Origin of the sequence: Polaribacter atrinae, from assembly GCF_038023995.1 — a bacterium.
In the GTDB taxonomy this organism is placed as follows: domain Bacteria; phylum Bacteroidota; class Bacteroidia; order Flavobacteriales; family Flavobacteriaceae; genus Polaribacter; species Polaribacter atrinae.
On record NZ_CP150660.1, the window covers coordinates 2,368,638 to 2,380,670 of the forward strand.

General features: G+C 30.2%; 12 protein-coding genes. 3 read left to right on the plus strand and 9 right to left on the minus strand.

Going from position 1 to position 12,033, the window contains the following annotated elements:
- Positions 1-47: 47 nt before the first annotated feature.
- Positions 48-620 (plus strand): phosphoribosylglycinamide formyltransferase, encoded by a 573-nt coding sequence (locus WG945_RS10425; protein WP_068447718.1) that lies wholly within the window; start codon positions 48-50, stop codon positions 618-620.
- Positions 613-1,248 carry a viroplasmin family protein gene (locus WG945_RS10430; RefSeq protein WP_068447720.1) on the plus strand — a complete coding sequence of 212 codons (636 nt, stop codon included), beginning with the start codon at positions 613-615 and terminating at the stop codon, positions 1,246-1,248. The genes WG945_RS10425 and WG945_RS10430 overlap by 8 nt, the downstream gene beginning before the upstream one ends.
- A gap of 1,024 nt (positions 1,249-2,272) precedes the next feature.
- Here WG945_RS10430 and WG945_RS10435 read toward each other — a convergent pair.
- The 6 genes from WG945_RS10435 to WG945_RS10460 all read right to left on the minus strand — a co-directional run bounded on the left by WG945_RS10435 (position 2,273) and on the right by WG945_RS10460 (position 7,539).
- Positions 2,273-4,927, minus strand: coding sequence for a carboxypeptidase-like regulatory domain-containing protein (locus WG945_RS10435; RefSeq protein ID WP_068447722.1), 2,655 nt, complete (start codon positions 4,925-4,927; stop codon positions 2,273-2,275).
- 6 nt (positions 4,928-4,933) lie between these two features.
- On the minus strand, positions 4,934-5,671 hold the full coding sequence (locus WG945_RS10440; protein WP_068447724.1) for a GLPGLI family protein: 738 nt from the start codon (positions 5,669-5,671) through the stop codon (positions 4,934-4,936).
- 63 nt (positions 5,672-5,734) lie between these two features.
- Complete coding sequence (locus WG945_RS10445; RefSeq protein WP_068447726.1) at positions 5,735-5,998, minus strand: hypothetical protein; 264 nt, start codon at positions 5,996-5,998, stop codon at positions 5,735-5,737.
- Between the two features lie 178 nt (positions 5,999-6,176).
- Entirely contained in the window at positions 6,177-6,305 is a 129-nt protein-coding gene (locus WG945_RS10450) for a hypothetical protein (protein ID WP_262501905.1), read from the minus strand.
- Between the two features lie 172 nt (positions 6,306-6,477).
- Complete coding sequence (locus WG945_RS10455) at positions 6,478-7,221, minus strand: GLPGLI family protein (RefSeq protein WP_082864146.1); 744 nt, start codon at positions 7,219-7,221, stop codon at positions 6,478-6,480.
- 96 nt (positions 7,222-7,317) lie between these two features.
- A complete protein-coding gene (locus WG945_RS10460; protein WP_068447729.1) occupies positions 7,318-7,539 on the minus strand; it encodes a hypothetical protein in 222 nt (73 codons plus the stop codon).
- Between the two features lie 514 nt (positions 7,540-8,053).
- On the opposite strand from WG945_RS10460, the gene WG945_RS10465 reads away from it, so the two are divergent.
- Complete coding sequence (locus tag WG945_RS10465; RefSeq protein ID WP_068447730.1) at positions 8,054-8,302, plus strand: helix-turn-helix domain-containing protein; 249 nt, start codon at positions 8,054-8,056, stop codon at positions 8,300-8,302.
- A 156-nt stretch (positions 8,303-8,458) separates the two neighbouring features.
- Here the strand turns inward: WG945_RS10465 and WG945_RS10470 are convergent, their stop codons facing one another.
- From WG945_RS10470 to WG945_RS10480, 3 genes are read right to left on the minus strand one after another with little or no spacing between them, the layout of a single operon-like run.
- Positions 8,459-9,199 (minus strand): succinate dehydrogenase/fumarate reductase iron-sulfur subunit, encoded by a 741-nt coding sequence (locus tag WG945_RS10470; RefSeq protein ID WP_068447987.1) that lies wholly within the window; start codon positions 9,197-9,199, stop codon positions 8,459-8,461.
- 22 nt (positions 9,200-9,221) lie between these two features.
- The gene (locus WG945_RS10475; RefSeq protein ID WP_068447731.1) at positions 9,222-11,234 is read right to left on the minus strand and encodes a fumarate reductase/succinate dehydrogenase flavoprotein subunit; all 2,013 of its coding nucleotides are present in this window, start codon (positions 11,232-11,234) and stop codon (positions 9,222-9,224) included.
- Between the two features lie 17 nt (positions 11,235-11,251).
- Positions 11,252-11,911, minus strand: coding sequence for a succinate dehydrogenase cytochrome b subunit (locus tag WG945_RS10480; protein WP_068447733.1), 660 nt, complete (start codon positions 11,909-11,911; stop codon positions 11,252-11,254).
- Positions 11,912-12,033 lie beyond the last annotated feature (122 nt).

A 12,033-nucleotide genomic window follows, 5' to 3' on the forward strand; every position in this document is an offset into this window, starting at 1 on the left:
CAATTTGTTAATAATTATTCTTTTTTTTGTAGCTTAGAAATGAAGTTATGAAACGTATAGTTATTTTTGCTTCTGGTTCTGGAACGAACGCAGAAAACATTATCAAGTTTTTTAATCATACTAAAACCGCTAAGGTTACTTATGTGCTATGTAACAATGAGCATGCCAAAGTGTTTGATAGATGTAAAAAATTAGACATCAAATGTTTACATTTTAAAAAAGAGACTTTTTTTACTTCGGATGAAATCCTAAACCTATTAAAAGAGCAGGCTGATTACATTATTTTAGCAGGTTTTTTATGGAAAATTCCAACCAAAATTATCGATGCTTTTCCGAATAAAATCATTAATATTCACCCTGCATTGTTGCCAAAATATGGCGGAAAAGGGATGTACGGAATGAACGTTCATAAAGCGGTTAAAGAAAATAAAGAATCAGAAACTGGTATTACAATTCACTACGTAAATGCCAATTATGATGAAGGTGCCATCATTTATCAGGCAAAAACAGCTCTTTTAAGTGAAGATACCCCAGAAAAAATTGCAGAAAAGATCCATATTTTAGAACAACGTTACTTTCCAAGAGTTATTGAAGATGTAATTTTAGCTATAAATGAGTAAAAAAAAGTTTTATGTTGTTTGGAACGGGCGTAAAAAAGGGGTTTTTACGTCTTGGAAAGTCTGTAAAAAGCAAATTGATGGTTTTGAAGGTGCACAATACAAATCTTTTGCAGATTTAAATGAAGCCGAAATTGCAGCAACCAAAAACTATGCAGACTATGTAGGGAAAGACACTAAAAAGAAGACGTTATCATCAACAGAAAAAGAAAAAATTGGGAGACCTATTTTAGAAAGTATTTCTGTGGATGCAGCTTGTTCTGGAAATCCTGGTAAAATGGAATATAGAGGTGTTTTAACGCATAATAAGCAACAAATTTTTATAAAAGGCCCATTTGCTAGAGGAACTAACAATATTGGAGAATTCCTAGCTCTAGTCCACGGAATTGCTTTGTTAAAGAGCAAGAACAAGGAAAATATTCCTATTTATTCCGATTCTAAAATTGCCATGAGTTGGGTAAAGCAAAAAAGATGTAAAACCAACATGCATTTTGATGCTTCTAACAAAGATTTATTAGAATTGATTAAAAGAGCAGAAACTTGGCTAAAAAATAACACGTATAAAAATCCTATTTTGAAATGGGAAACCAAAGCTTGGGGAGAAATTCCTGCAGACTTTGGAAGGAAGTAGTTATCAGTTATCAGTTATCAGTTATCAGTTATCAGAATTTAAAAATTCTATGACTTCTATCCAATAGAAAACATAACAATTCTTATTAATACCTACTACCTGTCACTTAGAAGTGTTGAGAAGTCGCATAACAGTGATAACACAAAACCTATCAAACACTATGTGATTTCTCCCAAAAGGTCGGAATGACAAACTGCATAAAAATAAACTCAAAACTTGTCACTTCGAAGTATTGAGAAGTCACATAACAGTGATAACACAACAAAACTGAATAGCATTATGGGATTTCTCCCAAAAGGTCGAAATGACAAACTGCATGTAAAAAAAACCAAAACTTGTCACTTCGAAGTATTGAGAAGTCACATAACAGTGATAACACAAAACTGAACAGTAGTATGTGATTTCTCCTATCGTCGAAATGACAAACTGCATGTAAAAAAAACCAAAACTTGTCACTTCGAAGTAATGAGAAGTCGCATAACAGTGATAACACAAAACTTAAAAAATAGTATGTGATTTCTCCTATCGTCGAAATGACAAACTGTATAAAATAAACCACAAAACTTGTCACTTCGAAGTATTGAGAAGTCACATAACAGTGATAACACAAAAACTATCAAACACTATGTGATTTCTCCTAAAAGGTCGGAATGACAAACTGCATAAAAATAAATCATAAAACTTGTCACTTCGAAGTACTGAGAAGTCGCATAACAGTGATAACACAAAACTGAACAGTAGTATGTGATTTCTCCTATCGTCGAAATGACAAACTGTATGAAAATAAACCACAAAAATTGTCACTTCGAAGTACTGAGCAGCCGCATAACAGTGATAACACAAAACTGAATAACATTATGTGATTTCTCCCAAAAGGTCGAAATGACAAACTGTGTAAAAAGAATCTCCAAAACCTGTCACTTCGAAGTATTGAGAAGTCACATAACAGTGATAACACAACAATACTTAAAAAATAGTATGTGATTTCTCCTATCTTCGGAATGACAAACTGCATGAAAATAAACTACAAATTATACCCAATACTAAACATAATTATTCTAGGTAAAATAAAGGTTTTACTATCTGATATTAAATAATCTGAAAAGCTATTGCTTTGTTTAAACTGTGTATTAAACATATTTTGGACACTTATTTTATAAGACCAAGCAGCATCTTCTTTTTTATAAGAAAGTGTTGTATTTGCTATTTCATACACATTTTTTTGGCCTAATGTTTTATTCTGATAGTTGCTTAACTTATAATCAAAATTAAAAATAAAGCCTTTTAAAAAATCGTAATCTACAGTTACAAAAGGTTCTGTAGTTATAAATTTTGAAGTAGCATTACTAGAAATAAATTTACCAATATCTCTACTTACACCAACTTCTATTGTCGGAAAATTATCAAACAAGGTTTCGAAACCAACTTCGTAATTATAACCATTATTTTTATTGGTTTGTGTATTTCCGTTTAATTCTTGTAGGTATTTATTGTTACTAAAACCAACATCAAACTTATATTTTATATTTTTAATACTTTTTTCTAAATGTATGTTTCCATGAAGATCTTCAGACGGATTGTCGAACATTTTTACGGTTAAAAACTGGTTAATATCATTAAAATCTACTGTATTTCTAACTCCTTTTATCTGTTTACTAAAGTTTAAGTTTGCAAAAAGCATTAAACCTCTATACAAACTAAAACGACTGTAATAAATACGCGCTGCGTGATACAGGTTATTTTCTAGCGTTTCATTTCCTTTAAAAACCGAATTATACGATTGTAAATAAAAACGATTGGCAAATTTATCTACATCAGAAAAAGACGTTTTTAAATTGTAATTAATGGTAATTTTTTTGGATTTATTAAACTCAATTTTTGCTAAGAAATCTGGTAAAACAATCCATTTATTGTTTTCTAAATGGGTTTGTTTGTCTAATTTCCATTTATAATTGTGTAATTCAACTCCTTGTTTTAAAGTAAAAATTCCTGCTCTAAACTTATAATGCAATCCTACAAAGAAATCGTTTAGCTTTAAATTTAAATCGTTGCCAAAATCATCCGAAGAAAAATTATTTGTGGTGCCGTTATCTAACGTCTGAAAATCATCGCTAACAAAATCTTCGTTTAAAAATTTATTTCCCAACGTTGTATAAATATGATTGCTATTGTTAATTTCCCAAAAGTGTTTAAAAATAGCATCAATATTTTGTTCTTTAGTGTTTTTTAGTTGATGAATTCTTAACAATTCTTGATTTGTATCTGCCGGAATTAAACCTTGTAAAATAGCATCTTGTGTTTGCCAATAGTTTGTTTTATCACTTTTATCAAACACATAATTAAAAATGGATGAAAACGTGTGTTTATCATTTTGTCTTTTGTGCCATTCTATATTTTGGTTCATGTACGTTGCTGTTAAATCCCTATCTGTAGCAATAGTATTTGTATTGGCATTTATTAAGGAAGCAACTGTATTTATTTTAGTGTTATTGGTCCTTTTTACTTGGGTTCTTGCATACCATTTTTCTTTATTATTTGGTGTGTACTCTATATTTAGGTTTCCAATGCCTAACAAGTTATCTGTGGCTGTTTTATTGGTTCTTTGTTCTGTAAACGTGGTATATTCATTTTGGTTTTCTACAAAACTACTGGTATTTGTATTCGAAAAAATAGCATAACCAGAAACATCTAACTTTGAAGTTGCCGTTTTTGTAATGTTTAAAGCTCCAAATTTTTGGCTACTTGTCTGCAAATCTTTACTTTCTAAAAACTGAGAAAAATCGCCACCTTTCCATTTAAAATTACCGCTAAATATAGCATTCATACCGCCAGAAAAACTCATATAATCTCTAAACGTAAATGTTTTTTCGCCTATATTATTAATGTTACCTATAAAATTGACATTGGTTTTGGGTGAATAATAAAACAAATTGGCGCTAGTTTTATAAAAGTCGTTGTTGCCTTTACCTGCTTCTACATCACCAAAAAGAAAGCGTTTTTTATCTTCTTTTAGTTTGATGTTCATTGCCATCTCATCAGAATCTGTTAATCCTTTTAAAAATGAAACTTCGTTATAATTATCGATTACTTCTATATTACCAACAGCATTTGCAGGAATGTTTTCTACTGCCAATTTAGAATTACCTCCAAAAAACTTTTTACCATCTACCAACATTTTGGTTACTTTTTTACCCTGCACGGTAACTGTTCCGTTTTTACTTACTTCTACTCCAGGTAATTTTTTTAAAACATTTTTAAGTTTACGTTCTGTACCGTTTACAAATTTATCGGTTTTATAAGTAGTTGTGTCTCCTCTAACAGTTACAGGCATTTCTATAACCACCTCATCTAACTGTTCTGAAGATTGTTGTAAAACAAAGTCTTTTTTAGTAGTTTTTAAGGCTATAAATTGATGTTCTACAGGTTTATACCCTAAATAAGAAATACTAATAGAAATGGTGTCTCCTTTTTCTAATAGTAACTTATAATAGCCTTCGTTATCTGTAATGGCAAATTGTAAATTCTTAGAAACATCTTTGGGTTTTGCAATTACATTTGCATACGGCATTGGGGTTTGTAAGCTATCTTTTACGGAACCACTTAATGTTACTTTTTGGGCAAATAAAGAAGTAGAAATAATAATAAAAAAAAGTAATGATAGAAAGTGATTTAATTTCATATATGATTATCTTTTTTTATAAAATTCGGAAAATGATGTTCTTTTTAAAATGTCAAATTCTTTTCTAGAAAGTTTTTTTATTTTTTTCGGTTCTTTTATTATAATCTTTCCAATTGGGTTTAATTCTATTTTTATAGCCGTAATAACTATTGTATTTTTACTAATCTCTAAAATTACGCCAGGTAAACCAAAATAATTCATAACTCCGTAACTGTATGGGATTTTTGGAGTGTACCAAGCTTCTAAAGTTATTTTTTCTGTTTTTTTATTTCTTAAAACGGCTTTGTAACATAAAAACCCTCCGATCTTTTTAGTTTCTTGTTTTAACTCCCATATTGGCATTAAGTTTTGTATCAAAAAACACTCGCCTAATAAATAACAATCCAGAGTATTATTTTCATAGCTCATAACATTGTTAGATGTGTAGTATTTTTTTGAACTTCCTGACATAAGATATGTAAAGTTAAATTCTTCTTTATTTGTTAAATCCATTTTTTTTATAGCATGATATTCTGAAGCTACACTATTAAAACTCAATATTACTTTAACATCTTTTGCCTTTTTATAAAGTTCATTTACATGTTTTCTTATGTGTTTTTTATTCTTTTTACCTTTTTCTTGAATATAAGCTAAGGCCTTTTTGGCTGAAGCAAGGTATGTAATTCTCCCTTCGATGTTTTGTGAATGAAAAACAATTACATTTAAAAATAAAAAAATTAACAAATTGATATATTTTTTATTCATTTTATAAATAATTTTATACCCTCAAATTTTTTTAAACATTGAGGGTATTATTTTTTAATATTATTAACAACCTCTAAGACAACCAGTGTAATACCTCATATAAATTTCCATATACATGTCGTCATCGTTAGGATGATCACCTATATCTTCTGCAATCTCAAAAGTATTACCTCTAGCCCATCTTACACAATCACCAGCACAACCAAAATCTTCGACGATTTCAATAGCCTTTGCTGTTGTTGTAATCGGTGTTTCAGTCGAAACATTCGCATTCATCATAGTCCCAGTTGCAAATACAAAAACCATTGCAAAAATTATTTTTTTCATAATATAAAATTTGTAACCTAATTATTTATTTAATAATTTTTAGAACTTTATATGACTCAACAAGTTTAAAATTCTCTAAAAATTGGTAGAAAAAGGTTTACACATCAATGAGATTTCTCAATCGCTTAAAAAAGCTCATTTCGAAATGACAATCGTTTCATTTTTATATTTCTTAATGCTAACATAAATAAATATTCAAAATAGTTATACTATCTCCTTTTTCTAAAAGCAACATATAATAGCCTTCGTTATCTGTAATGGCAAACTGTAAGTTTTTAGAAACATCTTTGGGGTTTGCATACGACATTGGGGTTTGTAAACTGTCTTTTACAGATCATTAAAGGATTACTTTTTGGGAAAACAAAGTAGTTGAAACACTGAAAATAAATAGAAATAGGAGTTTGTTTTTCATAGGCTGTAAAAATTAATACCCTTTACTTTTTAAACAAAAAAATATTGTAATTATAAAATTATCTGTACTAATCAATACTTTTTAAATTTAAACCTTTGTACATTTTTTTACTCAATAGATTGAATTCATGTAAATTAATTTTCTTTCCAGTTTTGGTTTGTTCAATTTTTAGATTGTCAATTTTAACAATTTCTTTTAATTGATATTGAATATTACCTTCCTGTAATTGTATAATTAAACCCGGTAGACCATTAAATTCTTTTGGCCCAAAATTAAAAGGGATTTCAGGTGAAAACCAAGCAGTAATGTGCCTTTTTTTCAAACCACTGGTAGTTTCAATTTCTTTTATTAAAGTTGCTTGATAGCACAAGTACTTTCCACACCCTTTTGATAAACTCTTAATATTCCATCTATTTGCAGGAAGGGAAACTAAAAAATCTTGTCCAAAAGAATTTTTTTTCCATAAAACTCCTTCTTGATTTGTAAAGTAAGTTCCTTTGAACCTTCCAATTCTCTTAATTATAGAAATATGTCCTTTTTTTACGTCTAGTTGCTTTGGTAAATAAAAAATAGATTTCTTTTTATCAAAATCTAAAATAAAATCTATTTCTTTTGAAAGTGAAATAGTTTTAAGTGTCTCTTTTTTTTTTTTTAGAAGTAACTTTTCATATTTAGTTCCCAAATACTTTTCAGGTACTTTAAATTTTGTACTATCTATTACTTTTACATTATAATATGCTCTAAATGAATTTTGAGAGTTCATGTTATAATTAATAAAAAATAATACAATTGATATTTTAAGTATTTTCATATTGATTTTTTTTACTTAAACCTCAAGACATAACTCTTGAGGTTTTTAATTGATTGTTTTTTCTTTTTATAGGAAAAAGAAGTAAAACTGTTTTTATTATTGCCAATTTCTGAGACACGAATCATAAGCCTCTGCAAAGACATCGTAAGATTCTTCATAGCTTAACCCCCCAAATCCATACCAAGGCGTAGCCTCTATTTCTGCAAAATAAACAGCAGATTCTGCATTTTCCCAACAGACATCATTTAAAATAATATTTGAACTCATCATTGTTCCTGTTGCAAAAACAAAAACCATTACTAAAATTAATTTTTTCATAATATAAAATTTATAACCTAATTTTTTATTTAGGTTTATTTATTAAAAATATTTAGAGTTTTAGTTGAGTTAACAAGTTTAAAATTCTCTAAAAACTTGTAGAAAAAGGCTTACACATCAATGAGATTTCTCAATCGCTTAAAAAAGCTCATTTCGAAATGACAATCGTTTCATTTTTATATTTCTTAATTCCGCTAGCGGAGTTTTTTTTACTATTGATTATGAGGTTCTTAAATCACTTTAATGAACTCTCTTTACGGAATAACACTCGTTACAATCTATTGATTGATTAATTCGTAGTAATAATGTTATTTTGAAGGGAAGAAATTTTCTTTTTCACAGCATTTTTCTCTTTCCAAAGATGGAAAAGATATTTTTAAAAACCTAAAAAATCACTTTCCATTATAGCATACCCAATTATAGGTATAAGAACCTCACTGTTTTCAGGTATGCCAAAATGGAAATATTTTAAATACTAATTTTACTTATTTTTACATCGAAAAAGAAAAAATTAATGAGAGAAAGAGAAAGAGAAAGAGAAAGAATAAAAGATACTTGTAAAATTATATTAAACAATTTAGAAGAAAAAAGAAAACAAATTGGTGTAAGCCGTTATGAAATGGCACTTCATTTAGGCCTAACAGAAAATGGTTATTTTAAGGTTATTAAAGGACATACAAAGTTAGATGTAGAGCGCTTATTACTTATTTTAAATAAATTAACTATTTCTCCAAAGGAGTTTTTTAAAGATTATAAAGACTAATTGTAGATTACAAACAAAAAGTAAAAACCCAAAACTATGTTTAGTTTTGGGTTTTTATATTTATTAATTTACTTTAAGATTGCTTCGTAAAAACTCGCAATGACAATTCATTCTTATTATTAAACAGATTGCTTCACTATCGTTCGCAATGACAAATTATAAATTAGCCTTCATCAATTCTCTATTCATTCTTGCAATATTGTCTAAAGAAATTCCTTTAGGACACTCTACCTCACAAGCACCTGTATTTGTACAGTTACCAAAACCTTCTAAATCCATTTGTGCAACCATGTTTTTTACACGATCTGCAGCCTCTACTTGTCCTTGTGGTAACAAAGCATACTGAGATACTTTTGCACCTACAAATAACATTGCAGAAGAGTTTTTACAAGTTGCCACACAAGCACCACAACCAATACAAGCTGCTGCATCCATAGCTTCATCTGCTGCATGTTTAGAAATAGGTAATGAATTAGCATCTTGTGTATTACCAGAAGTGTTTACAGAAATGTAACCACCTGCTTGCTGAATACGCTCAAAAGCCATTCTATCTACAATTAAATCTTTTATTACTGGAAATGCTGCTGCTCTAAATGGCTCTATAGTAATAGTATCTCCATCGTTAAACATACGCATGTGTAACTGACAGGTAGTAATACCTCTATCTGGTCCGTGAGCTTCTCCATTAATGTATAAAGAACACATTCCGCAAATACCTTCACGACAGTCATGATCAAAAGCTACTGGTTCTTCTCCTGCATTTACTAATTGTTCGTTTAAAACATCTAGCATTTCTAAGAAAGACATGTGTTCTGAAATATCAGTGACTTTATAATCGACCATTTGACCTTTAGCGTCTGAGTCTTTTTGTCTCCAAATTTTTAACGTTAAATTCATTCCTTTACCTGACATATCTTTCTTATTTATATGAACGTTGTTTCAATTCAATATCGTTAAACTCTAATTCTTCTTTATGTAAAACTGCATCAGCAGGTTCACCTTTGTATTCCCAAGCAGAAACATAAGCAAAATCTTTATCGTTACGTTTTGCTTCACCTTTTTGTTCTCCGTCTAATTCTACAGATTCTTCTCTAAAGTGTCCTCCACAAGATTCATTTCTATTTAAAGCATCTTTAGCAAATAATTCTCCTAACTCTAAGAAATCTGCTACACGTCCTGCTTTTTCAAGTTCTACATTCATTTCGTTTGCAGATCCAGGCACCATTACATCTTTCCAGAATTCTTCACGAATTGCTTTAATTTCTACCATGGCAGCTTTTAAATCTTTTTCGTTTCGAGACATTCCTACTTTATCCCACATTACTTTACCTAAACGTTTGTGGAAATGGTCTACAGATTTTGTTCCTTTATTATTGATAAAGAACTCAATTCTATCTTTTACTTCTTTTTCAACTTCATCAAATTCTTTAGAATCTGTAGGTATTTTTCCTGTTCTAATATCATCAGCTAAATAATCTCCAATTGTATAAGGTAATACAAAGTAACCATCTGCTAAACCTTGCATTAAAGCAGAAGCGCCCAATCTGTTTGCTCCATGATCAGAGAAATTTGCTTCACCAATACAGTATAAACCTTCAACAGTAGTCATTAAGTTATAATCTACCCAAACACCACCCATTGTATAGTGTGTTGCAGGATAAATCATCATTGGAGTTTCATACGGGTTTTCAGCGATAATTTTTTCATACATCTGAAATAAGTTTCCGTATTTTTCTTCAATAATACCTTGACCTAATTTTATAATTTCTGCTTTAGAAGGGTTTTTAATACCGTGAATTTTTGCTTGCTCTGTACCATAACGTTCAAAAGCAGAAGCAAAATCCAAATACACAGCTTCACCTGTTGCGTTTACACCAAAACCAGCATCACAACGCTCTTTTGCTGCTCTAGAGGCAACATCACGCGGTACTAAGTTACCAAATGCAGGGTAACGTCTTTCTAAATAATAATCTCTATTTTCTTCAGCAATTTCAGTTGGTTTTAATTTACCAGCTTGTATTGCTTTTGCATCTTCAATTTTTGCAGGTACCCAAATTCTACCATCATTACGTAAAGATTCAGACATCAAGGTTAATTTAGACTGATAATCTCCAGAACGAGGAATACATGTTGGGTGAATTTGTGTAAAACAAGGGTTTGCAAAATATGCTCCTTTTTTATGAATTTTCCAAGCTGCAGTGGCATTAGAACCCATTGCATTTGTAGATAAGAAATACACGTTACCGTAGCCACCTGTTGCAATTACAACTGCATGCGCAGAATGACGTTCTATTTCTCCTGTTATTAAATCTCTAGCAATAATCCCTCTTGCCTTACCATCTACTTTTACAACATCTAACATTTCATGACGATTGAACATCTCTATCTTACCACGAGCAATTTGACGGTTCATTGCAGAATAACATCCTAATAATAATTGTTGTCCTGTTTGTCCTTTTGCATAAAAAGTTCTAGAAACTAAAACTCCACCAAACGAACGGTTGTCTAATAACCCACCATAATCACGTGCAAAAGGAACTCCTTGTGCCACACATTGATCTATAATGTTACCAGATACTTCTGCCAAACGGTGTACGTTTGCTTCACGAGAACGATAATCTCCTCCTTTTACAGTGTCGTAAAACAATCTGTAATTAGAATCTCCATCTCCCATGTAATTTTTTGCTGCATTAATTCCACCTTGTGCTGCAATAGAATGCGCTCTACGAGGAGAATCTTGGTAAGCAAATGCTTTTACGTTATATCCTAATTCTGCTAAGGTTGCTGCTGCAGAACCTCCTGCCAAACCTGTTCCTACAACAATAACATCTATGTTACGCTTGTTTGCTGGGTTTACAAGATCTATTTTGTCTTTATAAATTGTCCATTTATCTTTAATTGGACCTTTTGGTATTTTTGAATCTAAAGCCATAGTTATAAGATTAATGGTTAATGATTAAAATGATGAAACAATGCAACGATGATAAATCCTAAAGGAATAATAATAGAATATATTTTACCAAAGTTTTGTAATGCTTTTTTTCTACCTGCGGTAACTCCCATAGATTGGAAAGCAGAAGTAAAACCGTGTGCTAAATGTAATCCTAAGAAAACAAATGCTACAACATAAAATGCAACTCTCCAAAGAGGTACAAATTTTTCTTGCAACTCATGAAAATATCTTACAGGATCTTCTGGTAATGCTGCAATATATTTATGGTTAATTTCTGGAATCCAGAAATCTATAAAGTGAAGTACAATGAAAGCTAAAATAGCTGCTCCACTAAAAATCATGTTTCTACTCATCCAAGATGAATTAGCCGCTCCATTGTTTTTGGCGTAGGCAACTCCGTTTGCTTTTTTATTTTTTATTTCTAAAATAAAACCTAATACAAAGTGAAAAATAACACCAAAAACTAATACCGGTTGCAACGCAAACTGTACTAATGGATTGGTACCCATAAAATGAGATAACTCATTAAAGAGATCATCACTAAAGAGTGATGTAATATTTACCGCTAAATGTAAAATTAAGAAAAACATGAGGAAGAATGCAGAAAGCGCCATGGCTATCTTTCTTCCAACTGAAGATTTGAAAAATCCGCTCATTGTATAAATGTATGATTAAGTTATAATTGTTCTTTTACAAATGTACCATTTAGATATTCTTTATTGAAATATTAATGGTTGTTTTTTGGTTATTTAGAATCATTTTAAGATGACGATTTTGC

What these genes read in the sequence shown, in the direction of transcription:
- WG945_RS10425 (WP_068447718.1), top strand. Translation starts at nt 48, where the DNA reads ATGAAACGTATAGTTATTTTTGCTTCTGGTTCTGGAACGAACGCAGAA.
- WG945_RS10475 (WP_068447731.1), bottom strand. Translation starts at nt 11,234, where the DNA reads ATGGCTTTAGATTCAAAAATACCAAAAGGTCCAATTAAAGATAAATGG.
- WG945_RS10430 (WP_068447720.1), top strand. Translation starts at nt 613, where the DNA reads ATGAGTAAAAAAAAGTTTTATGTTGTTTGGAACGGGCGTAAAAAAGGG.
- WG945_RS10450 (WP_262501905.1), bottom strand. Translation starts at nt 6,305, where the DNA reads ATGTCGTATGCAAACCCCAAAGATGTTTCTAAAAACTTACAGTTTGCC.
- WG945_RS10470 (WP_068447987.1), bottom strand. Translation starts at nt 9,199, where the DNA reads ATGAATTTAACGTTAAAAATTTGGAGACAAAAAGACTCAGACGCTAAA.
- WG945_RS10465 (WP_068447730.1), top strand. Translation starts at nt 8,054, where the DNA reads ATGAGAGAAAGAGAAAGAGAAAGAGAAAGAATAAAAGATACTTGTAAA.
- WG945_RS10455 (WP_082864146.1), bottom strand. Translation starts at nt 7,221, where the DNA reads ATGAAAATACTTAAAATATCAATTGTATTATTTTTTATTAATTATAAC.
- WG945_RS10440 (WP_068447724.1), bottom strand. Translation starts at nt 5,671, where the DNA reads ATGAATAAAAAATATATCAATTTGTTAATTTTTTTATTTTTAAATGTA.
- WG945_RS10460 (WP_068447729.1), bottom strand. Translation starts at nt 7,539, where the DNA reads ATGAAAAAATTAATTTTAGTAATGGTTTTTGTTTTTGCAACAGGAACA.
- WG945_RS10445 (WP_068447726.1), bottom strand. Translation starts at nt 5,998, where the DNA reads ATGAAAAAAATAATTTTTGCAATGGTTTTTGTATTTGCAACTGGGACT.
- WG945_RS10480 (WP_068447733.1), bottom strand. Translation starts at nt 11,911, where the DNA reads ATGAGCGGATTTTTCAAATCTTCAGTTGGAAGAAAGATAGCCATGGCG.
- WG945_RS10435 (WP_068447722.1), bottom strand. Translation starts at nt 4,927, where the DNA reads ATGAAATTAAATCACTTTCTATCATTACTTTTTTTTATTATTATTTCT.